Origin of the sequence: Caballeronia sp. INML1, from assembly GCF_023631085.1 — a bacterium.
GTDB lineage: Bacteria > Pseudomonadota > Gammaproteobacteria > Burkholderiales > Burkholderiaceae > Caballeronia > Caballeronia turbans.
In genome coordinates this window covers 25,572-49,693 of sequence record NZ_JALQDT010000068.1, presented here as the reverse complement: position 1 = coordinate 49,693, position 24,122 = coordinate 25,572, and the positions used below count along the sequence as shown (strand labels likewise).

Genomic DNA, 24,122 nt, shown 5'->3' with positions numbered 1-24,122 from the left:
TCATGACCATCGCTCTTCATGCGCACCGCGAAAACGAGGCCGCGCGGCGCGGCCGGTCCGTCGTGCTGGCGCGCTTCATGCGCTTTTTGCCGATCGTGCCCACGCTCTTGTTCCTGCTGGTGTTCTTCGTCGTGCCGGTCGGCGAAATCCTGCAAGGCGGCCTCGTTGGCCCCGACGGCAATATCGGCTTCGCGCAGTTCGAGCGCATCGCGCGCACGCCCGTCTACGCCAAGGTGTTGTGGATCACCTTCGCGATATCGTTCCTGACGGCGGCGCTGTCCATCCTGCTCGGGTATCCGGTCGCATACATGCTGAGCCGGCTGTCGGAGCGCGTGCGCGAACGCTGGCTCCTCTGGATCATGCTGCCTTTCTGGACCAGCTATCTCGTCAAGACTTACGCGTGGATGCTGCTGCTTTCGAAGACCGGCGTGCTCTCGACCATCGCGCTTTCGCTCGGGCTCGTGCGCGAGACGAGCGGCACGATACCGTCGCTGACCGGCGTGCTCATCGGCATGGTGCATTCGATGCTGCCGCTCGCCGTCATGACGATGCTTCCCGTGATGCGCGGCATCGACGACCGTCTCGCGCAGGCGGCGGAGACGCTCGGCGCTGAACGCAGCACGAGCTTCTTCACGGTGTTTCTGCCGCTCTCGTCGCCGGGCGTGGCGGCGGCGGGGCTGCTCGTGTTCATCTCCAGCCTCGGGTTCTTCATCGTGCCGGCGCTGCTCGGTTCGCCGAAGGAAACGATGATCGCGCAACTCGTGATCTCGTCCGTGCTCGAACTCTTCGACATGCGCTTCGCCGGCGCGCTCTCGACGGTGCTTCTCGTCTGCTCGATCGTCATCTTTTTCGTCTACGACCGCATGGTCGGCCTGACCTCGCTGACGGGCGAAGTGACGGAACGTTCGCGCGGCTCGCGCGCACAGGGTTTCAAGCTCGCGCTGCTGATGACGGCGGGCCGCGTCTGCGCGCCGCTGATGATGCGCCGCAAGGTTCGCGCCGACACTACCGCGCGGGCGGCAAGCCCGCTCGGACTCTATACGTGCGTCATCATGGCGATGCTCGTCGCGCCGGTGCTTTCGGTGATTCCATATGCGTTCACGAAGAGCGACTACATCGCGTTTCCGCCGAAGTTCTTCAGCACGCGATGGTTCGGCACCTTCATGGATTCGCCGGTGTGGCACAGCGCCATCATCCGTTCATTCGAAGTCGGTCTGGGCACCGCGCTGCTGTCGCTTCTGCTCGGCTTCGGCGCGACGCTCGCGATGACGCGCATGCCGCGCCGCGTGAGCAAGCCCGTGTTCGCGCTGCTCGTCGCGCCGCTGATCGTGCCGCGCATCGTCGTCGCGGTGGGGCTCCTGTATCTCTTCGGCCGCTTCGGGCTTACGGGCACGAATCTCGGCCTCGTGCTCGGGCATACGGTTCTCGCGATTCCTTATGTGGTCGTCACCCTCGCGGCCGGCTTCCAGCGCTTCGACTGGCGGCTGGACGACGCAGCCCGCGTGATGGGCGCGTCGCCGCTGCGGCGCATCACGTCGATCGTGCTGCCGCTACTCATGGCGAGCGTGACGGCGGCGTTCCTGTTCGCATTCCTCGTTTCCTTCGACGATCTGACCATCGCGATCTTCGTGAGCGGCGGAATCAATTCGACGCTGCCGAAGCAGATGTGGGACGACATCCAGCTTGCGATCACGCCGACGCTCGCGGCTGTGTCGACCACGCTCGTCATTCTCATCGCGCTCGTCGTGGCGGTTTCTTCCTGGCTCAAGCGCCGCGCGCGCTGAGTCACGGGCTTCTCAATCGGTAACCCTATGCATCGCTATACGGAATACTTCGCTCATCGCCACGCAGACGACGAACTCGACTGCGTGCCACTGCTCGCGGCCGGATTGCGCCGCGACCCGGCGCGCACCGTCGCGCACTTCGACGATGAGGCGATTACCTGCGACGACATCGCGCGGCACGTCGCGCATCTACAGTGCTGGTTCGCGGAAGAGGGACTCGCTCCGGGCGATCGCGTCGCCGTCATGCTCGGCAACAGCGCGGCGCACGTGCATCTGATCTATGCACTCGTGCTGAGCGGGCTCGTGTGGGTACCGGTGAATACGAAGTTGCGCACCGCGGGCGTCGAATATCTGGTGCAGCACGCCGAACCGAAGCTCCTCATCATCGAGGACGAGTTCGACGCCGCTTCTGCGACGATCGACTGCGGGACCACACGGCGCGTGCGTTTGCCCGCGTTCGACACGCGAAAAGCAAGTAGTGCATTCACGAGCCCGGATATCGGTGTGCACGATCCGCTGTGCATCATCTATACATCAGGCACGACGGGCGCGCCGAAGGGCGTGATCTTCACGCACCGGATGATGCGCATTGCGGGTGAGGCCGCGCTGCGCGTCGCCGATGTGCGCGAAGGCGACCGAATGTTCCTGTGGGAGCCGCTGTGCCATATCGGCGGCGCGCAGATGCTGTTGCTGCCGTTTCTCGAAACGGTGAGCCTGCACGCGGTGCCGCGCTTCTCGGCCTCGCAGTTCTGGCCGCAGATCGAGCGCGCGGGCGCCACGCAACTGCACTATCTCGGGGGCGTGCTCGATATCCTCATGCAGTTGCCGCCGGACGCCCAGCCCGAGAGGCACACCTTGCGCGTCGCGTGGGGCGCGGGTGTGAGCGCCTCGGCCTGGGCGCCGGTGCAGGAGCGGCTCAACGTGCGCTTGCGAGAGTGCTACGGCATGACCGAATGCTCCAGTTTTGCGACTGCGAACGCAACGGGCAAGCCGGGGTCGATCGGTCGCGCGCTGCCATGGATGGAGATCGAACTGCTCGATGAAAACGGCCAGCCGGTGAAGGAGGGCGAAGCGGGCGAGATCGTGCTGTCGAGCAAGGTGGAAGGCACGTTCCTGCCGGCATACCTCAAGAATCCCGACGCGACGAGCGCCGCCCTGCGCAGCGGCCGCTTGCACACGGGCGATCGCGCGCGGCGCGACGCCGACGGCGATTTATTCTTCATCGGCCGGCAAACGGACAGCATGCGCGTGCGCGGCGAGAACGTTTCGGCGTGGGAGATCGAGCGCATCTTCGCGGCGCATCCGGCCATTCGCGCGAGCGCTGCGATCGGCGTGGCGTCACCGATCGGCGAACAGGATATCCTGCTCAACGTGCAGTTCAAGGAAGAACCGGTGGACTGGAACATCCTGCACGCGTGGGCGCGCGAGCGGCTCGCCAGTTTCCAGTTGCCGCGTTATTACCGGGCGGTGGCGAGCTTCGAACTCACGGCCAGCGAGCGTATAAGGAAGCATCTGCTGCCGCGCAGCGTCGACGACGCATGGGACCGAATGGGCGAAGCGCGGGTCTGATATCGGCAAACGATAGGGTGTTAGGGCCATGCGATAATCCGCCAACAATCGAAAAGACGAACCTGTGATGATCGAAGCGCCCAAAGCCCCGCGCAAACGCAAGAGCCCAGCGACGAAGCCGCGGGCCGAGGCGGCGGATCCGAGTGCATCGTCCCTGTACGTGCAGTCCGTCGAAAAGGCGATGAAAGTGCTCACCGCCTTCGACGGCAGCAAGCGTCAGTTGTCGCTGTCGGAGATTTCGTCGCTCACCGGCTTCGACATGAGCGCGACGCAACGCTTCACCTTCACGCTCGCCGCCCTCGGTTATCTTTTCAAGGATCCGGACAGCCGCAAGTATGAACTGTCGCCCCGGCTGCTCGACTTCACCTACCACTATCTGACATCGAACGAGCTCGTGAGCCGGGCCACGCCTTATCTCCAGCAACTCGGCTCGGAGACGGAGGAGGCCACCAATCTCACCGTGCTGGACGACACGGACATCGTGTTCGTGCTGCGGATCGTGAGCCGCAACGTGTTCAACGCCCATGTGATTACCGGTTCGCGCCTGCCTGCGTACTGCACGGCGCCGGGACTCGCGATCCTGGCAACGCTTCCTGACGGGGAGATCGACGACCTCCTGTCCCGCACGAATCTCGTGCCGTACACGTCGTCGACCGTGTATCAGCCACGCAAGATCAAAGACCGGATCGCGCAAATCCGCAGGCAGGGGTACGCCCATACAGAAGACGAGTACTTCGTCAGCGACATTTCAACTGCGGCGGCCATCACCAATGCGCACGGGCGAGGGATCGGCGCGGTGAATATCGCGGTGGCGAGATCGCGGTGGCATGCCGACCGCGACGAAAGGCGCTTCGCCGATCTGGTCATTTCCACAGCCTCGGCTATTTCAACGCGGCGTCGCGTCGAATAGCTCGAAGCGAGCGATGAGCAGCCTAAGTACGCTGACGTTCTTTCTGCGGCCGGTCGCGCAGCAGCAGCGGCATTAAACGCCGGTTGGCTGTCTGCGCAGCCCACTCGCAATACGCGGCGCTGCCGAGCACCCAGCCCTCGAGGGTCGACTGCATCAGGTTATCGACCTCGCGTTCGTCAGCAGGATGTGCGCCCAGATCGCGGTATGCCCGGTAGCGCTCGAGCGGCGTATTGCCGAGCGCCCCGTAAAGTGGATGGTCCTTGATAAAGCTATCGACACGCAGCCCGATATGGTGCGCGTAGCTCGACCACCGGTAGCTTCCCGGGTCGGCTACAAGGCGGTTGCGCACCGGCGCCTGATCGATGATCTGGCTTGCGAGCAGGAAGTACCGGTCGGGCTCAATCACTGCGGCTCGGTACCCGCCACGCCATACCGCACCGCGGCGTCCATGGCGGCGATTGAAAGTCTCGACATACCGACGGCCGACGGCCTGCAACGTAATGGCCACGCTCGACTCATACGAAGGGGTGACAAGGAACTGTACCGCCTCGGGCATGAGTACCCACGCGTGGACGGCCAGATCGGCGACGCGCGCTGCGTCTGCCAGGCAGGCGAGGAAGTACAGATAGTCTCCTTCGTCCAGGAAGGCGGGGCCCGTGAACCCCTGCAAGATAACGTGCTGCGGTTGTTCTGGGACGTAGTGCCGTGCGAGCCGTGTCATGCTGGATGAACCGGAAATCCGATGTGAGAAAGCGATCCGACAGATATCGGATGCGTGACAGTGCGTAACGTCGATATAGGACGAAATTCTATCGATCACGTGCTTGCGCTGGCGTCACGAACAGACCTTTGTTCTGGCCTCTTTTCGCTGATTTGTCGGTCGCAACCAGTGTCGAATTACAGGATGCGCGGAGGATAAGGCGATGCGTTTCGCGGCCTGAAGGCGGTCGATGTCGGGGACGTGGAGAAGCGCCGGGTCCACCCCCAGGTGCTTCAAGATCGCGGCGACGTGCAGACGCTGCTGAACACGGCAAGCAGGCTCGCCGGCATCGCGTGCAAGTTCGACTTGCAGCTTCTTCACTGTGAACTACGACGATCAGGAGCGGCGGGCGACACTGATCAGATGCCCGACTGGTTCACCCGCTTCATCAGTTCCGCGGCGCTTTCCTTTCGTTCGCTATAACGGTCGACCAGATACGGACCAATATCCCGGGTGAGCAGCGTAAACTTCACCAACTCTTCCATTACATCCACGACTCGATCGAAGTAGGCCGAGGGTTTCATGCGGCCGGTTTCATCGAACTCCATGAACGCCTTGGCCACCGACGACTGGTTCGGGATCGTCAGCATGCGCATCCAGCGCCCGAGCACGCGCATCTGGTTGACCGCGTTGAACGACTGCGAGCCGCCGCTCACCTGCATCACCGCGAGCGTCTTGCCCTGCGTCGGCCGGACCGCGCCGAGCGAAAGCGGAATCCAGTCGATCTGCGATTTCATGATGCCGGTCATCGCACCGTGGCGCTCCGGCGAGCACCAGACCATGCCTTCCGACCACAGCACCAGGTCCCGCAGCTCGGCCACCTTGGGATGAGTGTCCGGCGCATCGTCCGGCAGCGGCAGGCCGCTCGGATTGAACGTCCGCACATCGGCGCCCATCGCCGCAAGGAGGCGCGCGGCTTCTTCGCTGAGCAGTCGGCTGAAGGAGCGTTCGCGTAGCGAGCCATAGAGCAGCAGGATGCGCGGGGGGTGCGGCGAAGCCTTCGCGGCCTGCAGGCGGTCGATGTCCGGAACGCGGAACAGCGCCGGGTCAACCTGCGGCAGTTCGGTCGCAAGATCAGACACGTTTTCCCTCCGCATCGGTAATGGTCGTGGGTTCGTTGTTCGCGCGGTGAATCACCGCGAGCGTGTCACGCGGGGCTCCGAACCCAGGGTTGTGATAGATGATGACGTCGTTCATGTGCTCGTTTCCAAAGCCTTCAGGCGGACTCGTACCAGTTCTTCGAACGATTGACGATGCGTACGACGAGCAGCATGACCGGCACCTCGATCAGCACGCCCACGACGGTCGCGAGCGCAGCGCCGGAGTTGAACCCGAACAGGCCGATTGCCGTGGCAACGGCCAGTTCGAAGAAGTTCGACGCGCCGATCAGGGCAGACGGGCAGGCAATGTTGTGCTTCTCGCCGACCGCGCGATTAAGCCAGTACGCGAGCGCCGAATTGAAGAACACCTGGATCAGGATCGGCACGGCGAGCAGCACGATGACGAGTGGCTGCTTCAGGATGGCTTCGCCCTGGAAAGCGAACAGCAGCACCAGCGTCGCGAGCAGCGCCGTGATCGACCAGGGACCGATCTTCGCCATTGCTGCTTCAAACGCGGCTTCTCCCTGGACGAGCAGCGCCTTGCGCAGGATCTGCGCGAGAATCACCGGAATGACGATGTAGAGCGCGACCGAGGTGAGCAGCGTCGCCCAGGGCACCGTAATCGCGGAAATGCCGAGCAGCAGGCCCACGAGCGGCGCAAACGCGACCACCATGATGCTGTCGTTGAGCGCGACCTGCGAGAGCGTGAAGAGCGGGTCGCCGCCGGTGAGACGACTCCACACGAACACCATTGCCGTACAGGGCGCGGCCGCCAGCAGGATGAGGCCGGCCACATAGCTGTCGAGCTGCGCTGCGGGCAGCATCGGCGCCAACAGGTGCTTGATGAACAGCCAGGCGAGGAACGCCATCGTAAAAGGCTTGACCAGCCAGTTCACGAAGAGCGTGACGCCGATGCCCCGGATGTGCTGACGCACTTCATGCAGCGAACCGAAATCGACCTTGACCAGCATGGGGATGATCATCACCCAGATCAGCAGCCCGACCGGGAGGTTGACCTGCGCGTACTCCATCCGGCCAATTGCCTGAAAGACGCCGGGCATGACCTGGCCGAGCAGGATGCCTGCGAGAATGCACAGCGCGACCCAGACGGTCAGGTACCGCTCGAAGAAGCTGATGGCTGGCTTCGATGCGGTCCTGCGCGAAGCGGCGACGTTGGGCGTGTTCATGAGACGACTCGATGGAGATGGGTTCAGCTTTGCAGGATGTCATTGAGCGCCTGCTGAAGCTCGGCATCGCCCAGACGGTCCAGGGGAAGTTCAAGCAACTGCAGCATGCGATAGCCGATCGCCTGGCGGGTCAGCTCGAACGCCTGACGCTTGACGTCATCGCCGCCCGGTGCGTTCGACCCGTCGGCATCGCCCCGATGCACCCTGACCGGACTACCCGGCCAGAACGCACATGCTTCGGCGGCGGCGCTGTCGCAGTAGTGATTCAGCATGGCATCGCCGAGCACGCTGCGCGCCGAGTTGTGCGTGCACAGGATCAATACGTTGGTTGTCATACGCTTGTCGTTGAATTGCGCGTCGGACTCAGCAGCATGACGAGGATTTGACCGGAACACCGACCGACTTGCCCGACGTCGGAGCGCAGCACGCTGCGACTTCAGAAGCAGGTGCACCTTTCGGCGAATTGCGTGACTCGCCGAATACTGGAATGTCGTTCAGCGTGTGATACGACTCCCATGCGATGCCTTGCGGATCGACGGTCCAGTACTTGTTCGAGTTGGCATAGCAGCAGACGGTATCCGTCTGGGTGTCGACCGGCAACGCGGCGCCTTGGAGTCGATCGTGCATCTCGGCCAGTTCGGCCTCGTTTTCGACCTGCACCCCCAGATGGTCGACGCCCGGCGTGGCGCCGCGTTGCGAGATCGCGAAATTGACGCGCGGGTCGTCGAGCATCCACTTCGCGTAATCGCTCTTGATGACCGTCGGTTCAGCCGCGAACAACGCCGAGTAGAAACGGATGCTCGCTGTGAGATCGGTGACGGCGACGTGCACATGAAAGCGCTTCATGACTGCTTCTCCCGAGAGGGAGAACATGCCGATGCTGGCGAACAGGGGTTGCCGCCACAGCAGTTCTCGGTGAGATAGGCCAGCAGGCCGTTCATCGTTTCGAAGTTGGCGCAGTAGTAGATGAACCGGCCTTCCTGACGGCTGGTGACGAGCTGCGCGCGAGACAGTTCCTTCAGATGGAAGGACAGCGACGACGGCGCGACATCCAGCAGCGTGGCGATCTGGCCTGCGGGCATGCCTTCGGGGCCCGCCTGTACCAGGGCGCGAAAGACCGCGAGCCGCGACTCATGCGCGAGCGCCGCCAGCGCGGCAATGGTTTCATTCGTTTCCATGATTCGATAATAGTCGAAATATGAAACTAATGACAAGACCTATTCGGTCGACCGGACGTCCTGGCAGATCTCGGCTCTTCGCAATCCGGCAGTGCACACCAGACTAGAGAGGGGCGCGAGAACTAGAACCTTCCCTGTTGCTGCGCGCAGAGGGTTCTCGGCGCGTTGCTATCTCATGCCCGGCAGCGCCGGGCATGATCGCAAGCAAATGCTTCTATCCCCGGTTGTTGCCGCTGCGAAGCCCGTTGCGATTTGCGGAGCGCGCGCTATCGCGCTTCGACGACTTTGGAGGGTTCAGGGGCGGTCGTCACGCGGTCAAGGCCGGCAGCAAGCCGCCATTCCTCGAGCACGCGCTCGAGCAAGTCGTAGGTGACCGGCTTGCGTACATAACCATCGAACGAGGGAAAGTCGTCATCGCCGAGGTCGGTCTTGCCCGTCACGGCAATCATGTACGCTCCCTGCGAAGCGCCCTCGGCCCTCAACCCGTCACAAACGTGTCTTCCATCACCGTCCGGAAGGTCAACATCGGCAAGAATGACGTCGAAGTCGCGATCATGAGCGAACGTGCGAGCTGCGGCGCAGTTGTGTGCGATCGCTACGCCATGGCCCATCCGTGCGATAAGTGCCGCGAGCCCGTTCGCGAAATCTTGATCGTCGTCCAGGATAAGGATCTGCATGGCGCTTCTCCATAGTTTCAAGCGGGTACCGTTGCCCGCAATTGACGCCTATGCAAGGAAGGTGCCAGCCGATGGCAGCCTCATGCCCTCTCGAAGAGTCCCGCGCGCAAGTAGTGAGTCGCTTGTATTCTGTTCCCAGGGCGCGGCCGAAATTTCCATGCGCAATGAGCGAAGGCGCTCGGCCAGGCGACGGCTTCACGACGTTCCGGTATCGCATGCCCGAAACGGGAACATCAACGCGGCTTCAACGCTTGCGCTGCGCCTTGATCGGAATTCGCGTTGCGCGCGGGCGTCGCTGGGCCGGGATCTCCCGGTTCCGGTGCGCTCGTGTCATAGAGGCGGTCGGGAATGAAAAACGCGCAGATACCGCTCAGGAAGAACACTGCGCCGACCAGCAGAAAGCTCACACCGAACGAAAATTGCGTGGCGATATAGCCGATCACGACCGGCGCCGCACCGGAGCAGAAGCGACCCACGTTATATGAACCGCCGACGGCCGTGCCGCGAATGCGCGTGGCGAAGCTCTCGGACATGAACGCACCCATCGTTCCCAGTGGCACGCCGTAGAGAAAGCCGAAAAAAAGCATTAGCCAGACGATATTCTCGCGCGTGTGAAGAAAGACGATGACCGGCAGAAACAAGGCCGCGCCGATGCAGCCGAGCACATACACGCCGCGCCGGCTCCACAGATCGCCGACCCAGCCCGCGACGATCTTGCCCACGAATGCGACGACGTACGTGCCGATCATATAGCCCGCCATCGAGCCGAAGCGCACGTGCAGTTCTTTCTCCAGATAGGTCGGCAGCCAGTTGTTCAGCCCGTAGAAGCCCGAAAGCGCAAACACGGAGGCGAGCGCCCACAGAATGAACATCTTGCGTGCCTCGCGATCCGAGAAGATCAGGTAATAGCGGTTTTCGCGCCATGCGCGACGCACGCGCGGGGCGCCTTGCCGCATCGCCACGCTTGCGCGCCAGCCGGGCGGTTCGGGCACGAACAAATGAATCGCCAGCGCCAGCACGACGGGAATCGTCGCGACGTAAAAGAGCATGCGCCAGCCGTAGAGCGGCAAGATCCAGTTGGCGAGCGAGATCACGACGATATAGCCCGCCGATACGCCCGTCTGCAACATGCCGAGAATCAGCGAGCGCCGCTCGGTCGGTACGTATTCGGCGACGAGCGTGCTCACGAGGACCATGCAGCCGATTCCGAGCGAACTGATGAAGCGCACGAGGGCGAACTGCGCGAACGTATGCGTGAGTCCGAGCAGGCCCGCGCCGAGCGAGAAGAGCGCGAGCGCCCACACCACCACTCGCACGCGCCCGAGCGCATCGCTCGCCCATCCGCCGAGAATGCCGCCCACCGCCATCCCGACGAGCGTGAGGCTACCCAGGGCGCCGGCCTCGACGTTGGTGAGGCCGAATTCGCTTTTGATGCGCGTGAGCGTGAGGCCGTACATCATGACGTCGGCGCCGTCGACGAGCAGTGCGAGATAGCCGAGCGCGAACACCATCAGCCAGCGCCCGGTTTCAGGAGAGGCGCGATTCATGGGCGCGGTGCCTCGTCGGCGTATAGCGGCATGCGGGAGACGAGCGCGGGCGCGAGAAACGAGCCGAGCAGCACGCCCGTGTCTTCGTGCTCGCGCTTGTACCAGTGCTCGACGTGCGTGAGATTCATCGTGCCGATGCATTCGCCGTCATAGGCGATCGGGATGTTGAGGATCGAGCCCAGGCCCATGTTCGCCATTGTCATGTGGTCGTCGAACGCGCGGCGGATGTCGTGTGCGGTCTCGCCGCGGAACGGCCGCAAATCATGGAGGATTTGCGTCGCCCACGCGGTGCCGCGCTTCTTCTTGCGGCCCCCGGCCGGATAGACCTCGGGCATGTTGGTGAAGACGCGCTCCACCTCGTGATTGCGCGCGTCGTAAGCCATGATGGTGAAAAGCCGGAAGCCGATCGTCTCGGCGGCGACTGCGGCGAGCGCGTCGAAGAGCGTCGCGGGCTGGGTGGGCTCGCGCATCGCGCGTGCGAGCCGTTGCAGGTCGTTCAGTGTCAGTGGGCGCGTCGTATCTGCTTCTGTGTCCCGCATGATGTCGTTATCGGTGTAGGCGCTCAGCCGCGCAGATTGGTGGAGGCAAGACGGTCGCGCGCATCGTCCTCGATCGCGCCGTTGATTTCGATGTCTTCGAGCGAGCGATTGCGCGTCTCGATGCCGAGGAAGAACACGACGCACGCGCCCGCAAGCAGCACGGCGGTCGTCATCGCGAAAACACCGAAGAAGCCGAACGACGGATACACGATGCCGACGAGAATCGGAGCGCTCACCGAGCCGATGCGCCCGAACGAGGACGACGATCCCGTGCCTGTCGTGCGCACCGCGGTCGGGAAAATTTCCGGCGTGTACGCGTAGACGCCCGCGAATGCGCCGTTCATGAAGAACGACAGGCAGATGCCCGCCGCCATGATCTGCATGCCGGTATGCGACAGCGACAGCATGATCGCCGCGATGCCGCCGAGCGTCATGTACGAGGCCACCACGCCCTTGCGCCCGATCTTCTCGTTGAGCCACGCCGCCGAGAAATAGCCCGGAATCTGCGCGCCGTAGATGGCAATGGAGAAGCCGAAGCTCTTCGTGATCGTGAGCCCTTCCTTGACGAGCAGGCTCGGGATCCATGAGAAGAACGAGTAGTACGCGAAGGCGACGGCGAACCACATCAGCCAGCTCACGGCTGTCGTGCCCGCGAGGCGCTTGGACCACAGCGTCTTCACGTTTTGCCAGGCGCTTCCGCTGCTCTTTGCGGCGGCCGGAATCGCGCCCACGACAGACAGCGGTGCGAGCGCGATGCCGCGTTGCGCATACCACGCCTCGATGTCGTCGACGACGCTGCCGGCCTCGGCGACGCGGCCCTGGCTTTCCATCCAGCGCGGCGATTCGGGCAGCGTGCGCCGCCACCACAGCAGCATGACGACGGGCAGGGCTGTAATGACCGCGAGATAGCGCCAGCCGTCCGGAAAATTGCGCACGACGGTATAGCCGAGAATCGACGAGCTCAGATATCCGAACGACATGAAGCCCACCAACGCGCCGCAAAACATGCCGCGATAACGGCGCGGCACGAATTCGGCGAGAAACGGCGCGATCACGACGGTTTCGGCACCTGAACCGAAGCCCGCGACGATGCGCAACACGAAGAACGTGTGCCAGTCGTTGGCGGTGGCGCTCGCAAGCGACGCGACGCAATAGATCGCGAGCGCGCTCATCATGATGCGGCGCCGGCCGATGATGTCCGCGAGCACGCCCGACAGGAACGCGCCGAAGAAATAGCCGATATACGTGCTGCTCGCGACGAGCCCGGTCTGCGCGCTCGTCAGGCTCCACAGCTTGCTGACGACCGGAAGCAGGAAGGCGAGCGACGACGAATCGAGGCCGTCGAACATATAGCCGAGTCCCCCGATGATCAGCAGCTTGCGATGAAAGCCGGATAGCGGCAGCCGTTCGAGGCGGGCGGCGACAGCGGACATGATCGATGTTCTCCGATGGATGCTGCGTCAGCGCCCGATGGCGTAAGCCTGCATCTGCCGCGGCGTGGCGGCTCCGCGCATCAGGCCATGACGGATCCCCACGGCGCACACGCGCCCGAGCGACCAGGGTTCGGCGACCGTGAGTTCGTGGCCGCGCGCGCGCAGTTCATCGAGCGTGGCTTGCGCAAAGGTGCCTTCCGCCGACATCTTGCCGAGCTGAATGTCGCGCGGATAGAACGAGCCGGGGAAGTGTGCGGTCTGGAATGAGGGCGAATCCACGGCGGCTTGCAGGTTCAGGCCGAAGTGCACGTGCCGTAACAGCAGTTGCAGCGACCATTGATCCTGCTGGTCGCCGCCCGGTGTGCCGAGCGCGGCATACGGCTTGCCGTCGCGCGTGACGAGCGTCGGCGAGAGCGTCGTGCGCGGACGGCGTCCCGGCCCGAGCGACGAGGGCAGTCCTTCTTCCATCCAGAACATCTGGCCGCGCGTCGTCACATTGAAGCCCAGTCCGGGCACCGCAGGCGATGCCTGCAACCAGCCGCCCGACGGCGTTGCCGATACCATGTTGCCCCAGCGGTCGACGACATCGAGATGTACCGTGTCGCCCCGCAACTCGGGCAGTGGCGCGAAAGTGGGTTCGCCCTGACCGAAACCGCCGGGTTGCTGGCGGCCCGCGTTGGCCAGGATTTTTTCGGCGCGCGCCGCGCTGTCGAGCAGATTGCCCGGACGGAACTCGAATGATGCGCGACGCGGGTCGATCTGCTGGCGGCGCGCGTCGTTGTAGGCGTCGCTCAGAAGCGTGTCCATCGGCACGTCGGAGAAATTCGGGTCGCCGTAGAAGACGTCCCGGTCGGCGAACGCGAGCTTCGCGCATTCAATGACCGTGTGGACGAAGTCGGGCCCCAGCGGGTCCATGCTCGCGAGATCGAAGCCCTTCAGCAAGGCGAGCTGCTGCAGAAACATCGGACCCTGGCCCCAAGGTCCCGTCTTGTGGACCATGAAGCCTTCGTATTCGTACGAGACGGCGTCTTCGTACGTCGCTTCCCAACTCGCGAGATCCGATGCATCCAGCAGGCCGCGATTGCGCTGACCCGATGTATCCAGCACGTCCGTCGAGCGAAAGTACTGATCGATCGCGTCCGCGACGAAACCGCGGTAGAAGGCAAGGCGCGCGCGTTCGCACTGCTCCGCGCGGTCGCCGCGCGTTTTCGCCTCGCGCAGAATGCGCTTGTAGGTTTCCGCAATGGCCGGATTTGCGAAAAGATGATTGGGACGCGGCGCTTCGCCGTCGCGCAGCCATTGCTCGGCGGACGTGCGCCATTCGCGCTTGAAGAAATCCTGAATCGCGAGAATCGACGACGCCATGCGCGGCAGCACGGGATAGCCGTGCTCCGCATAGCCGATGGCATAGCTCAGCACGTCTTCCAGCGGCAACTGCCCGTAGTCGCGCAGCAAAGTCATCCAGCCGCCGAATGCGCCCGGCACGACGGCGGGCAACAAACCGGTGCCTGGCATCACGGTGAGGCCCAGGTCCTTCATGCGATCGATGGTCATGGCAGCGGGCGTCACGCCCTGGCCGCACAGCACGCGCACGCGGTCGTCCTTCGCGCTGTAGAACACGGCGGGCAACTCGCCACCGGGCCCGTTCAGATGTGGCTCGACGATCTGCAGCACGAAGCCGGCGGCCGCGGCCGCGTCGAACGCGTTGCCGCCTTTTTCGAGGACCGCCATCGCGGACGCGCTGGCTAGCCAGTGCGTCGACGCCACCATGCCGAAAGTGCCGATCAGTTCGGGTCGTGTCGTGAAACTCATTACTGTTGTCCCTATCTCGAACCATTGGTTATTGGTCCAGACTGCATCGATGCCTACGACTTCGTGTGAAATCGAAAGCTGTTCGCGTAGGGTATGCGAACAGAAAAAGTAAAGCAATCCATCGCGGTGCCGCCGGCAATCTGCTACATTGAACCAATGTTTATTGGTTCAATGTAGCAGATCATGGAAAATCCCACGCTTGAGAGCCTGCTCGACTATGTCGCGCAACACAATCTGAAGGATGGCGATGCGTTGCCGTCGGAGCGCAGCCTCGCCGAGGCGCTCGGCGTGAGCCGGCGCGATCTGCGCGGGGCGCTGGCATCGCTGGAAGCGGCGGGGCGAGTCTGGCGCGGTGTCGGGCGCGGCACGTATTTAGGCGCGCGTCCGCTGAAGTTTTCGGCGTCGTTCAGCAGTCTGCGCGCGGGGTCGAGCCCGGCCGACATCGCGGAGATGCGGCTCGTGCTCGAACCGGCGTTCGTGGAGCTGGCGACGAGCAAGGCGAGCCCGGACGATCTCGCGGAGCTGGAGAAATGCGCACGGCGCAACGCCATGGCCAAGGACGACGACGAGTGGCAGCAGTGGGATCATCGCTTTCATTTGCTCATTGCACAGGCCACGCGCAATCCGGCGATCATCGCGCTGATGGAGGTCGTGAACGGCATGCGCATGAAGCCGACCGCGCGCGAAAAAACCGCTGATCAGGAAACGCGTCGGCATTTCGCGGAGCAGCATCAGGCTGTCGTGAAAGCGATGATCGAGCGCGACGGCGCGACCGCCGCTGCGCGCATGCGCGACCATCTGCTGAACGTGCAATGGCGGATACCGTCTCATCGAGGGTGAGCGTGCTGGCAGCCCCCGGATCATGCGTCGGATCAAGCGGCCGATTCAGCTCCACAGGGCGCGGCAGCCGCTGCGTGGCGCCCGATGCGCGCACGAAGCCGAACCGGACGTGCTGATCGCCGGAACGACCGTCCTGATGGCAGGCGCAATTTGCAAATAACGGCAGCTAGACAACTGAAGGTCGCTCGAAGCCGACCTGATACGTCGTCAACCGCGGAGTTTTGCGCCTTCTGCCGTTTATCTGCTTCATGTCTCCGACATGGCCACGAAGATGCGCGCGTCGATCCATCCGGCGCGAGACATTCGTTCGGCCCGTGTGCGGTATTCCATTAGAACGCCCTTTGGTCTATCGCTTCATTTCTCTGCGGGCTGAATTAACCATTTGCAAAAGCTTTATATGCATACATGGACTCCCGCCCATGAGCAAGATTGTGCCGGTCATCTCGCCGCCCGACGAAGCGCATCACCGCTCGCGCTCCCCGAACGAGAAGGGTGCGGAGATAGGTGTCGCCGTGTTTTTGTAATACGACCCAGCTTTGAAGAGTGCTCCTCATGTGTGGCCTACGCAACCGGCGAAAACGACTGACTTATCTCACCGTATGCGCGCCCGGCTTAAACGCGGCCATCTCTTCATGGACGCGTTCGAGAAATTCGCCGACCACCGGACTGCCTCGCGGCGTCTGCGGATAAAGGGTGAAGCCGCGAAACCATATCTCCGGCGCGAACGGCCGGAACACGATGCGCGCCGGATCGGTACCCACCGTCGCGAGCGGATTGACGATGCCCACGCCCGCGCCGCGCGTCACGAGCGCGCAGATGGTCGCGCCATACGGCGTCTCGATGGCAGGCACCTGGTCCACCCCCGCCGGACGCAGCGCGCGGTCGAGCGCGGCGCGCGTATCGTCAGCATAGGAGGGCAGGATGAGCCGCTCGCCACGCAAGTCGGCCGCGCGAATCTGAGTGCGCGCAGCAAGCGCATGGCGCGCGGGCAACGCGCATAGCCCGGCCAGCTCATAGAGTTCCACGCTCGTCACGCCGAACGCATCTGGTGTGGTGGTCGCGAAGCCCACGTCGCAGTGTCCCGACGACACCCAACGCTGGATAGTGCTCTCGCTGCGCATTTCGAGCGATACCGCGACGCGCGGATGGGCGTCCGCGAAGCGCGCGATCACGGCCGGCAGAAATGACAGTGCGAGCACCGGCGCCGCCACGACGCGTAGCCGTCCACTGCCGAGCTCGAGAATCTCGCGCGCCGAATGCTGTAGCTTCTCGAGACCGACGAAGCTGCGATCCACCTCGCGATAGAACGCGCTGCCTGCATCGGTGGCGTGAATGCGTCCGCCATTGCGCACGAACAGCGTCAATCCCGTGGTGGCTTCCAGTTCCGCGATCAACCGGCTGATGCTCGGTTGCGATGTGCCGAGTTCTTCGGCGGCGGCCGTCATCGAACCGCGTAGCATGACCAGCCGAAACGCCTCGACCTGCCTGAGATTCATCGCTTTCCCCGGGCGTGGGCCGTGGAGACACCGGCCGAAGCCGTCAGCTTGCCATATCAGAAATGAATGGAAGCCGTTTTTGGCGCTATTTGACCGGATGATTTGCGAGGACGACACTGGGCTCGAATCAAGCGAACAGGGTTGAGTCCATGCGTCCCGATGCGTTGCTGTTTCACGAAACCTTTCGCTGCACCCCGTACTGGTGGGATGCGGCACCGCCCGAGGCCGCGCCCGAGCCATTGCCGGCGAACGTGGACCTGGCGATTGTCGGCAGCGGATATTGCGGGCTATCGGCGGCGGCGGAGGCCGCGAAGCATGGCGCGCGCGTCGCGGTGCTGGATGCCGCCGAGATCGGCGCGGGCGGCAGCACGCGCAGCGGGGGCATGGTTTCTAGCGGGCAGAAGCTCGCGCTGACCAACGCCATTCGCGGCGCGTCCGCCGAACGTCTCACGCGTCTGATGCAGGAGTCGATGGCCAGCTTCGACTATCTCAAAGGCATCATCGCCGACGAATCGCTCGACGCAGACCTAAGTATCACCGGCCGCTTCTTCGGCGCCTATACGCCCGCGCATTTCCACGTCCTGCGTCGCCAAGGCCAGTTGTTGCGCGACAAGACCCGCGTCACGGTGCATGTGATCGAGCGCGATGCGCAGCGCGGCGTCATCGGTTCCGACTATTACTACGGCGGTATTCTCGTCGACGAATACGGCGGGCTGCATACCGCCAAATATCATCGAGCGCTGCGCGGTCTCGCACGCCGGCGCGGCGCGACGCTGCACTCGCACGCAGCGGTGCAGCGGATCGAACGCACGGGAAATGCACGCTTTCGCGTGCACACCGCGCGCGGCGCGTTCGATGCGCGGCAGGTCCTGGTAGCCACCAACGGCTATACCGGTCCGCTGCTGCCGTTCTTTTCGCGCCGCGTGTTGCCGGTCGCGAGTTATCAGATCGCCACCGAGCCGCTGCCCGAAGGTCTCATGAACGTGCTCAATCCGGGCCGCCGCATGATCAGCGATTCGAAGCGCAATCTCTTCTACACGCGCCCGTCGCCGGACGGCACGCGCATGATCTTCGGGGCGCGGCCCGCCATCCGCGAGATCGACGAACGCGAGGCCGCGCGTCGGCTGTACGCGAAGCTCGTGCAATTGTGGCCAGCGCTGCGTGATGTACGCGTCACGCATGCGTGGAAGGGCTTCGTCGCGATGACCGGGGACAGGCTCGCGCACATCGGCCAGCACGACGGCGTGCACTATGCGCTCGGCTGCAACGGCAATGGCGTCGCGCTGATGAGCTATCTCGGGCATCGCATCGGCAAATATATGGTCGGCGTCGAGCAGGATGTCGGTGCGTTCGGCGAGGGCGGTTTTCCTCTCGCAGGTGCGGGAATGGCCAGCACGTTCGCGGTGCCCGTCGGCAGTGCGCTGTACCGGATCGGCGATATGTGGCACGGCCGCGTGCGAGCAGCGCTTTCTTGAAGCGAAGACAAACCGAATCAATAAGGATGCCGAGGTATCTAAAGGATTCCCAATGATCGAGTTGAGCAAGGTTTCGAAATGGTATGGCGGCAATCGCGTATTGAACGACTGCACGGCGAACGTTGCGCGCGGTGAAGTGGTCGTGATTTGCGGACCGTCCGGCTCCGGCAAGTCCACGCTCATCAAGTCCGTGAACGGGCTGGAAACGGTGCAGAGCGGCCAGATCGTCGTGGACGGAATCGACGTGACGGCGGAGCGCGCGAATTTATCGCGGCTACGGGCGCGCGTCGGCATGGTGTTTCAGCATTTCGAACTCTTTCCTCATCTTTCGGTGCAGCGCAACCTGATGCTCGCGCAGATGAACGTGCTCGGCCGCGCCCGCGACGAAGCCGCTGAGCGCGCACGCTCGCTGTTGCGCCGCGTGGGCCTGACCGGTCACGAGGACAAATATCCGGCGCAATTGTCGGGCGGCCAGCAGCAGCGCGTGGCGATCGCGCGAGCGCTTTCGATGGACCCCGTCGCCATGCTGTTCGACGAGCCCACTTCCGCGCTCGATCCCGAGATGGTGAACGAAGTGCTCGATGTGATGAGCACGCTCGCGCAGGACGGCATGACCATGCTGTGCGTCACGCACGAGATGGGCTTCGCGAAACGCGTGGCCGACCGCGTGTTGTTCATGGACCGCGGCGTCATCGTGGAAGACGATACGCGCGAAGCCTTCTTCGAGCGCCCGCGCTCCGAACGCGCGCGAGACTTCCTCTCGCGCATCCTGCATTGAACCAACCGCTGTCCAATCCAAGGGAGCCTCACCATGCGATTACTTCGCCTCGCACGCCACTTCGCCCTGGCCGCATCGTTCCTGGTCGGCGCGACGACTGCCGCCCACGCCGCCGATGATGTCGGCACATTGACGCCGGGCAAGATCGTCGCGGGTGTCGATGCGAACAACAAGCCGTACTCGTACATCGACAACGGCAAGATGACGGGCTTCGACGTGGAACTGGTGCGCGCCATCGCCGCGAAGCTGGGGCTCACGGCCGATTTCCGCGCGCAGGACTTCGCGGGTCTCTTACCGAGCGTGGCGAATCAGCAGGTCGATCTAGCTGCGGGCTCGATCTCGATCACCAAGGAGCGCCTCAAGATGGTCGATTTCTCGGAAGGCTATCTGACGGGTCTTCTGAGCGTCGGCACGCTGCCGGACAGCACGATCGGCGCGGACGTGTCATCGGTGAAGGACAAGCGCATCGGGGTGGTGCAGGGGACGATCGAAGACACTTATTCGCAGAGCTATCTGCCGGGCGCGCAGATCGTCCGCTTTCCGAATATCAACGCGGGCTTTCTTGCGCTGCGCAACAAGTATATCGACGGCTACTTCATCGACAAAACCTTGCTTGAAGGCTTGCAAGGGAAGTATCCGGACCTGAAGCTGGCCGACAAGCTCGATATCTCGGCTTCGAATCTTCCCGCCGGTTTCCCTATCCGCAAGGGCAACGTGAAGCTCGAAGCGGCGGTCAACAAGGCCATCGGCGAACTGGTGGCGGACGGCACATGGCTCAAGCTATATCAGCAGTTCAATCCCGGCTATCCGAAGCCTGACCCGATGCCGCCGTATGCCATGAAATAACCGTCCGCCATCGTTGCTTCTCGCGAAGCGTTAAGCGCATGGAGAGAGTCCTCATGAATGCATTTCTGCAGAACTTCCTGGATTGGCCGCTGCTCGTCGAGTCGCTGCCGACGCTGATCGGCACGGGTCTCGTCAACACGCTGATCCTGTCGGTAATCTCGACTGCGCTCGGCATCGTGGCAGGCATGGCGCTAGCGCTCTGCGCCGTATCACATACGCGCTGGCTGACGTGGCCCGTGCGCGTCTTCGTGGATGTCTTTCGCGGGCTGCCCGCCGCGCTGGTCATCCTCGTGGTCGGGCAAGGGCTGGCGCCCGTCGGACTCTCGCTGTTCGGGCCGAATCCGTATCCGCTTGCGATCGTTGCGCTGGCGCTGGTGTCCTCGGCGTATATCGCGGAGATTTTCCGCTCCGGCATTCAGAGCGTCGGACGCGGACAGATGTCGGCGTGCCAGGCGCTCGGCATGACGTACTGGAGCGGCATGCGTCATGTGATCGTGCCGCAGGGCGTGCGGCGCATTCTGCCCGCGCTTGCCAATCAGTTCATCTCGATCGTCAAGGACTCGAGCCTCGTGTACTTCCTCGGGCTGCTCACTTCGCAGCGCGATCTGTTCACTATCGGGCAAAACGCGGCGGTCAATACGGCCAACCTGTCGCCGCTCGTCGCGGCAGGCGCCGTGTATCTACTCATCACCGTGCCGCTCACGCACGCAATCAATCATCTGGACCGCTGGACCAATCGCTTCATCAATCCCGCAACGCGCCAGCAAAAGGCATCGCGCGCCGCGCGCAACGTGCGCGCCGAGGAAGCGCTGCAATCGCAGACGGCGGCCGTGGCCGAGCGTCGTCCGTAACTCTCACTTCGACACAAGAAACCATGGGTCCTAAAGTCGACACCGTCGCCGACGATATCACGCTGCCCGAACGCGCCGATGTCGTTGTGATCGGCGGCGGCATCATCGGCGTATCAACGGCGCTTTCGCTCCACGAAAAAGGGCTGTCCGTCGCGCTTTGCGAGAAGGGGCACATCGCGGGCGAGCAGTCGAGCCGCAACTGGGGCTGGGTGCGTGTGACGAGGCGCGATCCCCGCGAACTTCTGCTCAGCATCGAAAGCCTCAAGATCTGGCGCACGCTCGACAGAACGCTTGGCATCGACACGGGCTTCAACCCGTGCGGCATCCTGTACGTATCGAACGATGATGCCGTGCTCGAACGTCACCGTGACTGGTTGAAGCGCGGTCGCGAGATAGCCGGCGACGATGCCTTCGACACGCGCGAAGTGGACACGCATGACGTCGCACGCCTGCTGCCCGGCGCGACGCAGACGTACAAGGGCGGCATCTTCACGCCGGGCGATGCGCGCGCCGAACCGCAAAAGGCCGCGCCCGCCATCGCCAACGCGCTGCGACGCAAAGGCGTCAGCATTCTCACGCCGTGCGCGGTGCGAGGCATTGAGACGAGCGGCGGCCGCGCGAGCGCGGTCGTCACCGAGCACGGGACGATCCGCTGCAATGCGGTCGTCGTGGCGGGCGGCGCATGGACGCGCTATTTCTGCGGCAATCTCGGCGTGGACCTGCCGCAGTTGCTCACGCGTGCATCCGTGCTGCGCACCGAACCGCTCGAAGGCGGTCCCACGTGCAGCGCCAATAACGAGGAATTCGCGTTTCGCAAGCGTGCGGATGGCGGCTACACGGTCGCGTATGGCTTACGCACGCACGCCGATCTGACGCCGGATTCGTTCCGCCTCTTCTTCAAATACATCGAAGCATTGAAGAGCCAGATGGGCGCGCTGCAGATTCAGATCGGCAAGCGTTTCTTCGACGAACTGAAGCGGCCGCGCCGCTGGGCGCTCAACGAATCCACGGTTTTCGAGCACGTTCGCACGCTCGATCCGGACCCGGTGGTGCCTTACGTTGACAAGGGTCTAAAGGCCTTTACCGAAGCGTTTCCGCAGTTGTCGGGTGCGCGCATTGCGCAGCGGTGGGCTGGTTATATCGACGTGACGCCGGACGCGATTCCCGTCATCTCCGGAGTGGCGCGCGTGCCGGGCATGTTCATCGGCACCGGATTCTCGGGACACGGCTTCGGTATCGGGCCGGGCGCGGGCAGGCTGATGGCGGACCTCGTCAACGGCGACGCGCCGCTCGTCGATCCGCACGCATTCCGTCTCGAGCGCTTCAGCGACGGATCGAAGATCACCATCGACGCGGGCTTTTGATACGCGAGAACCGACAGCATGGAGTTACATATGGACAAGGTGGCGATGGTGTCGGGCGCGAGCCGCGGCATCGGACGTGAGATTGCTCTGGAACTGGCGAGGCGCGGTTACAGGCTGTCGCTCGGCCTGCGAGATACGCAAGCCTACGATGGCGTGCCGGACGCGTTCCTGCATCCCTACGAGGCGCGCGATCCCGAAGCCGCCCGCGCCTGGGTGGATGCGACGATTGCGCGCTTCGGCCGCATCAACGTGCTGGTGAGCAACGCGGGCATCTGCCGCATGATCGACTTTGATACCGGCACTGATGCGCACCTAAATGAGACCTTCGAGATCAATGTGAACGCGCCTTTCCGGCTTGTGCAGGCGGCGCTGCCGCATTTGCGCCGCGCGGGAGCCGGACGCTTCGTGCAGCTTGCGTCGCTCTCCGGCAAACGCGTGAAGAACCTGAACGTCGGTTATCAAATGTCGAAGCACGCGATGGTGGCGCTCACTCATGCCGTGCGCCGCGCGGGCTGGGATGATGGCGTGCGCGCGACCGCGGTGTGCCCGGGCTTCGTGAATACTGACATGGCCGCCGGCATCGCCGATATCGAACCGATGGCGATGACGCAGCCGCAAGACCTGGCGCTTCTGGTGGTGAATACCATCGAGTTGCCGAATACGACGAGCGTGGCGGAACTGCTCGTTAACTGCCAATATGAGGAGACGCTTTAGCGGACGCCTGCGCTTTCTCGAGCTAGGGCAAGGTCAGCTGTCGGGTGGCGAAGCCGGCATCGCATGCCGTTCGACACGGACCGCGGTGCGGATGAGCGATTGTGAGTTTGAATGGTCATGGATAGTCCTTCTGTACGCGACCGAGTCGTCTCGTTAAGCGCCGCAGGGTTACGGAGATCGTAATCGGCAATGGCGGCGTCGATGGTGGGAGTAGTCGGCCCTCTCTTGCGGTTGACGCACACGGCGCTTGCTCTTTCGAAATGTCGTTACGAAGAGCGGGCGCGATGGAACCTAATTTCATAACGGAGGCTTGGTTAGTCAACGAGCGAACAAACGGCGACTGGGTGCGGATTGCCGTCCGCGTTGGTGGTCGAGTGCAGTCCGGGACCATTACCTACGCGGCCTTGGCAGAATTAGCGCTCGCCGCGGGCAACACGAACGAGGATGCGATGGGCGCTGTGCTCCTACGCGTCGTACGGATTTTCGCGCGCATGAATCCGGGTGCCCTCGTTCCAGTCATTCGGGCACCTGTTATCTGGGAGTAAAAGCTCGTTTCAAGCTACCCGTAAAGTTTGTGAGGTCTTTGCCGAAAACCCGGGAATGAATAACGAACCATTTCAACGACTGGGTAACGACGATCCGCTCGGCGCGGAAGCGCGTTCTCTGGCGGCGAGCATCGAAGCTATCCGTCGGGCCCGTGGGAAAAGGAATCCCCGGGACTTTGCGGTTGACACGCCCGAGTGGGAAACCACCTGCGTCGAGTTCGTTCGTGATCTGCGTTGGGCGCTAGGCATGAGCGGTGACGATTTGACCGACGTGCCTTCCATTGAAAGCCAAGTCAGGCGTCTGTCTCGTTGAATAGCCGCAGCCAGTGCGTGGCGTCGAACGTCTCAGTTTGTCGAAGGAGCGCGCGGAAGGTAATGATGGTGCGTGTCATGCGTGCTCGAGCATCAGACCAGGCTGCCGCAAGCGATCGCGCTGAAGCTGCTCGTATTGCGGATTCAGTTCCCATCCGATGAAGCGGCGGCCGAGGCGCTGTGCAACCTCGTCCGTCGTGCCGCTGCCGAAGGACGGATCGAACACGACATCGCTGGCGCGGGATCCTGCGAGGGTGCAGGCTCGACGAGTGCTTCAGGGAACGTTGCGAAGTGCGCGCCTTCATACGGCGTCGTCGCTACCGTCCAGGCGGAGCGCTTGTTCGCTCGGCCGCTTTCGCCTTTCCACTCGTTGCCGCTTTTCGTCCGGGACTCTTCGCGATCGTC

The 24,122-nt window shown here is 63.3% G+C and carries 24 protein-coding genes and 3 pseudogenes; 11 read left to right on the top strand and 16 right to left on the bottom strand.

The features are described 5' to 3' along the window. Nucleotides 1–2: 2 nt before the first annotated feature. The 3 genes from NCR38_RS27675 (at nt 3) to NCR38_RS27665 (ending at nt 4,263) form a co-directional block, all read left to right on the top strand. Complete coding sequence (locus NCR38_RS27675) at nt 3–1,784, top strand: ABC transporter permease subunit (RefSeq protein ID WP_061118611.1); 1,782 nt, start codon at nt 3–5, stop codon at nt 1,782–1,784. A 27-nt stretch (nt 1,785–1,811) separates the two neighbouring features. Beyond that, on the top strand, nt 1,812–3,353 hold the full coding sequence (locus tag NCR38_RS27670) for an AMP-binding protein (RefSeq protein ID WP_250477916.1): 1,542 nt from the start codon (nt 1,812–1,814) through the stop codon (nt 3,351–3,353). Nucleotides 3,354–3,420: 67 nt separating this feature from the next. Then, a complete protein-coding gene (locus NCR38_RS27665) occupies nt 3,421–4,263 on the top strand; it encodes an IclR family transcriptional regulator (protein ID WP_061118609.1) in 843 nt (280 codons plus the stop codon). 22 nt (nt 4,264–4,285) lie between these two features. On the opposite strand, the gene NCR38_RS27660 is transcribed toward NCR38_RS27665, so the two are convergent. The 13 genes and pseudogenes from NCR38_RS27660 to NCR38_RS27610 form a co-directional block, all read right to left on the bottom strand. Next, a complete protein-coding gene (locus NCR38_RS27660; RefSeq protein WP_061118608.1) occupies nt 4,286–4,984 on the bottom strand; it encodes a hypothetical protein in 699 nt (232 codons plus the stop codon). A 398-nt stretch (nt 4,985–5,382) separates the two neighbouring features. Further along, nucleotides 5,383–6,120, bottom strand: coding sequence for an arsenical resistance protein ArsH (gene arsH / locus NCR38_RS27655; protein WP_284502509.1), 738 nt, complete (start codon nt 6,118–6,120; stop codon nt 5,383–5,385). After that, complete coding sequence (locus tag NCR38_RS34215) at nt 6,098–6,220, bottom strand: hypothetical protein (protein WP_284502508.1); 123 nt, start codon at nt 6,218–6,220, stop codon at nt 6,098–6,100. Before NCR38_RS34215 ends, arsH begins: the two co-directional genes overlap by 23 nt. A gap of 19 nt (nt 6,221–6,239) precedes the next feature. Next, nucleotides 6,240–7,310, bottom strand: coding sequence for an ACR3 family arsenite efflux transporter (gene arsB, locus NCR38_RS27650; protein WP_213233901.1), 1,071 nt, complete (start codon nt 7,308–7,310; stop codon nt 6,240–6,242). A gap of 23 nt (nt 7,311–7,333) precedes the next feature. Then, nucleotides 7,334–7,597 (bottom strand): hypothetical protein, encoded by a 264-nt coding sequence (locus tag NCR38_RS27645; protein WP_409241444.1) that lies wholly within the window; start codon nt 7,595–7,597, stop codon nt 7,334–7,336. Beyond that, a pseudogene (locus NCR38_RS34540) lies at nt 7,571–7,645 on the bottom strand (arsenate reductase ArsC); the annotation flags it as partial. The gene NCR38_RS27645 and the pseudogene NCR38_RS34540, both read right to left, overlap by 27 nt. Nucleotides 7,646–7,673: 28 nt before the next feature. After that, a complete protein-coding gene (locus NCR38_RS27640; RefSeq protein WP_250477913.1) occupies nt 7,674–8,156 on the bottom strand; it encodes an ArsI/CadI family heavy metal resistance metalloenzyme in 483 nt (160 codons plus the stop codon). Then, nucleotides 8,153–8,488, bottom strand: a complete 336-nt coding sequence (locus NCR38_RS27635; RefSeq protein WP_061118604.1) for a helix-turn-helix transcriptional regulator — start codon at nt 8,486–8,488, stop codon at nt 8,153–8,155. Before NCR38_RS27635 ends, NCR38_RS27640 begins: the two co-directional genes overlap by 4 nt. 266 nt (nt 8,489–8,754) lie before the next feature. Beyond that, entirely contained in the window at nt 8,755–9,165 is a 411-nt protein-coding gene (locus tag NCR38_RS27630) for a response regulator (RefSeq protein WP_086961132.1), read from the bottom strand. 233 nt (nt 9,166–9,398) lie between these two features. Next, the gene (locus tag NCR38_RS27625; protein ID WP_250477912.1) at nt 9,399–10,712 is read right to left on the bottom strand and encodes an MFS transporter; all 1,314 of its coding nucleotides are present in this window, start codon (nt 10,710–10,712) and stop codon (nt 9,399–9,401) included. Further along, nucleotides 10,709–11,251: a GAF domain-containing protein gene (locus tag NCR38_RS27620; protein ID WP_250477911.1), complete on the bottom strand. Its 543-nt coding sequence runs from the start codon at nt 11,249–11,251 to the stop codon at nt 10,709–10,711. The genes NCR38_RS27625 and NCR38_RS27620 overlap by 4 nt, the downstream gene beginning before the upstream one ends. A gap of 23 nt (nt 11,252–11,274) precedes the next feature. Next, on the bottom strand, nt 11,275–12,684 hold the full coding sequence (locus tag NCR38_RS27615; protein ID WP_250477910.1) for an MFS transporter: 1,410 nt from the start codon (nt 12,682–12,684) through the stop codon (nt 11,275–11,277). Nucleotides 12,685–12,711: 27 nt separating this feature from the next. Beyond that, on the bottom strand, nt 12,712–14,496 hold the full coding sequence (locus NCR38_RS27610; protein ID WP_250477909.1) for a gamma-glutamyltransferase family protein: 1,785 nt from the start codon (nt 14,494–14,496) through the stop codon (nt 12,712–12,714). Nucleotides 14,497–14,679: 183 nt separating this feature from the next. Here NCR38_RS27610 and NCR38_RS27605 point away from each other — a divergent pair, with 183 nt between their 5' ends. Beyond that, nucleotides 14,680–15,336 carry a FadR/GntR family transcriptional regulator gene (locus tag NCR38_RS27605; RefSeq protein WP_061118597.1) on the top strand — a complete coding sequence of 219 codons (657 nt, stop codon included), beginning with the start codon at nt 14,680–14,682 and terminating at the stop codon, nt 15,334–15,336. 434 nt (nt 15,337–15,770) lie between these two features. On the opposite strand, the pseudogene NCR38_RS34535 reads toward NCR38_RS27605, so the two are convergent. Together NCR38_RS34535 and NCR38_RS27600 are read right to left on the bottom strand one after the other, a co-directional pair. Beyond that, nucleotides 15,771–15,873: pseudogene (locus NCR38_RS34535) on the bottom strand (transposase); the annotation flags it as partial. Nucleotides 15,874–15,923: 50 nt separating this feature from the next. Then, nucleotides 15,924–16,832 carry a LysR substrate-binding domain-containing protein gene (locus tag NCR38_RS27600; protein ID WP_250477908.1) on the bottom strand — a complete coding sequence of 303 codons (909 nt, stop codon included), beginning with the start codon at nt 16,830–16,832 and terminating at the stop codon, nt 15,924–15,926. Between the two features lie 149 nt (nt 16,833–16,981). Between NCR38_RS27600 and NCR38_RS27595 the strand changes: the two genes are divergently transcribed. The 7 genes from NCR38_RS27595 to NCR38_RS27565 all read left to right on the top strand — a co-directional run bounded on the left by NCR38_RS27595 (nt 16,982) and on the right by NCR38_RS27565 (nt 23,718). Beyond that, nucleotides 16,982–18,307 (top strand): FAD-binding oxidoreductase, encoded by a 1,326-nt coding sequence (locus NCR38_RS27595; RefSeq protein WP_250477907.1) that lies wholly within the window; start codon nt 16,982–16,984, stop codon nt 18,305–18,307. A 52-nt stretch (nt 18,308–18,359) separates the two neighbouring features. After that, entirely contained in the window at nt 18,360–19,085 is a 726-nt protein-coding gene (locus NCR38_RS27590) for an amino acid ABC transporter ATP-binding protein (RefSeq protein WP_250477906.1), read from the top strand. 33 nt (nt 19,086–19,118) lie between these two features. Continuing rightward, nucleotides 19,119–19,931 carry an ABC transporter substrate-binding protein gene (locus NCR38_RS27585; RefSeq protein WP_250477905.1) on the top strand — a complete coding sequence of 271 codons (813 nt, stop codon included), beginning with the start codon at nt 19,119–19,121 and terminating at the stop codon, nt 19,929–19,931. A gap of 53 nt (nt 19,932–19,984) precedes the next feature. Continuing rightward, entirely contained in the window at nt 19,985–20,782 is a 798-nt protein-coding gene (locus tag NCR38_RS27580; RefSeq protein ID WP_250477904.1) for an amino acid ABC transporter permease, read from the top strand. A gap of 23 nt (nt 20,783–20,805) precedes the next feature. Further along, entirely contained in the window at nt 20,806–22,146 is a 1,341-nt protein-coding gene (locus NCR38_RS27575) for an FAD-binding oxidoreductase (RefSeq protein ID WP_061118590.1), read from the top strand. A gap of 30 nt (nt 22,147–22,176) precedes the next feature. Further along, entirely contained in the window at nt 22,177–22,860 is a 684-nt protein-coding gene (locus NCR38_RS27570; RefSeq protein ID WP_250477903.1) for an SDR family NAD(P)-dependent oxidoreductase, read from the top strand. Between the two features lie 600 nt (nt 22,861–23,460). Next, nucleotides 23,461–23,718, top strand: coding sequence for a hypothetical protein (locus tag NCR38_RS27565; RefSeq protein ID WP_143756346.1), 258 nt, complete (start codon nt 23,461–23,463; stop codon nt 23,716–23,718). A gap of 75 nt (nt 23,719–23,793) precedes the next feature. Here NCR38_RS27565 and NCR38_RS27560 read toward each other — a convergent pair. Continuing rightward, nucleotides 23,794–24,059: pseudogene (locus tag NCR38_RS27560) on the bottom strand (DNA methyltransferase); the annotation flags it as partial. Nucleotides 24,060–24,122 lie beyond the last annotated feature (63 nt).

What these genes read in the sequence shown, in the direction of transcription:
- NCR38_RS27675 (WP_061118611.1), top strand. Translation starts at nt 3, where the DNA reads ATGACCATCGCTCTTCATGCGCACCGCGAAAACGAGGCCGCGCGGCGC.
- NCR38_RS27670 (WP_250477916.1), top strand. Translation starts at nt 1,812, where the DNA reads ATGCATCGCTATACGGAATACTTCGCTCATCGCCACGCAGACGACGAA.
- NCR38_RS27665 (WP_061118609.1), top strand. Translation starts at nt 3,421, where the DNA reads ATGATCGAAGCGCCCAAAGCCCCGCGCAAACGCAAGAGCCCAGCGACG.
- NCR38_RS27660 (WP_061118608.1), bottom strand. Translation starts at nt 4,984, where the DNA reads ATGACACGGCTCGCACGGCACTACGTCCCAGAACAACCGCAGCACGTT.
- arsH (WP_284502509.1), bottom strand. Translation starts at nt 6,120, where the DNA reads ATGCGGAGGGAAAACGTGTCTGATCTTGCGACCGAACTGCCGCAGGTT.
- NCR38_RS34215 (WP_284502508.1), bottom strand. Translation starts at nt 6,220, where the DNA reads ATGAACGACGTCATCATCTATCACAACCCTGGGTTCGGAGCCCCGCGT.
- arsB (WP_213233901.1), bottom strand. Translation starts at nt 7,310, where the DNA reads ATGAACACGCCCAACGTCGCCGCTTCGCGCAGGACCGCATCGAAGCCA.
- NCR38_RS27640 (WP_250477913.1), bottom strand. Translation starts at nt 8,156, where the DNA reads ATGAAGCGCTTTCATGTGCACGTCGCCGTCACCGATCTCACAGCGAGC.
- NCR38_RS27635 (WP_061118604.1), bottom strand. Translation starts at nt 8,488, where the DNA reads ATGGAAACGAATGAAACCATTGCCGCGCTGGCGGCGCTCGCGCATGAG.
- NCR38_RS27630 (WP_086961132.1), bottom strand. Translation starts at nt 9,165, where the DNA reads ATGCAGATCCTTATCCTGGACGACGATCAAGATTTCGCGAACGGGCTC.
- NCR38_RS27625 (WP_250477912.1), bottom strand. Translation starts at nt 10,712, where the DNA reads ATGAATCGCGCCTCTCCTGAAACCGGGCGCTGGCTGATGGTGTTCGCG.
- NCR38_RS27620 (WP_250477911.1), bottom strand. Translation starts at nt 11,251, where the DNA reads ATGCGGGACACAGAAGCAGATACGACGCGCCCACTGACACTGAACGAC.
- NCR38_RS27615 (WP_250477910.1), bottom strand. Translation starts at nt 12,684, where the DNA reads ATGTCCGCTGTCGCCGCCCGCCTCGAACGGCTGCCGCTATCCGGCTTT.
- NCR38_RS27610 (WP_250477909.1), bottom strand. Translation starts at nt 14,496, where the DNA reads ATGAGTTTCACGACACGACCCGAACTGATCGGCACTTTCGGCATGGTG.
- NCR38_RS27605 (WP_061118597.1), top strand. Translation starts at nt 14,680, where the DNA reads ATGGAAAATCCCACGCTTGAGAGCCTGCTCGACTATGTCGCGCAACAC.
- NCR38_RS27600 (WP_250477908.1), bottom strand. Translation starts at nt 16,832, where the DNA reads ATGAATCTCAGGCAGGTCGAGGCGTTTCGGCTGGTCATGCTACGCGGT.
- NCR38_RS27595 (WP_250477907.1), top strand. Translation starts at nt 16,982, where the DNA reads ATGCGTCCCGATGCGTTGCTGTTTCACGAAACCTTTCGCTGCACCCCG.
- NCR38_RS27590 (WP_250477906.1), top strand. Translation starts at nt 18,360, where the DNA reads ATGATCGAGTTGAGCAAGGTTTCGAAATGGTATGGCGGCAATCGCGTA.
- NCR38_RS27585 (WP_250477905.1), top strand. Translation starts at nt 19,119, where the DNA reads ATGCGATTACTTCGCCTCGCACGCCACTTCGCCCTGGCCGCATCGTTC.
- NCR38_RS27580 (WP_250477904.1), top strand. Translation starts at nt 19,985, where the DNA reads ATGAATGCATTTCTGCAGAACTTCCTGGATTGGCCGCTGCTCGTCGAG.
- NCR38_RS27575 (WP_061118590.1), top strand. Translation starts at nt 20,806, where the DNA reads ATGGGTCCTAAAGTCGACACCGTCGCCGACGATATCACGCTGCCCGAA.
- NCR38_RS27570 (WP_250477903.1), top strand. Translation starts at nt 22,177, where the DNA reads ATGGACAAGGTGGCGATGGTGTCGGGCGCGAGCCGCGGCATCGGACGT.
- NCR38_RS27565 (WP_143756346.1), top strand. Translation starts at nt 23,461, where the DNA reads ATGAATAACGAACCATTTCAACGACTGGGTAACGACGATCCGCTCGGC.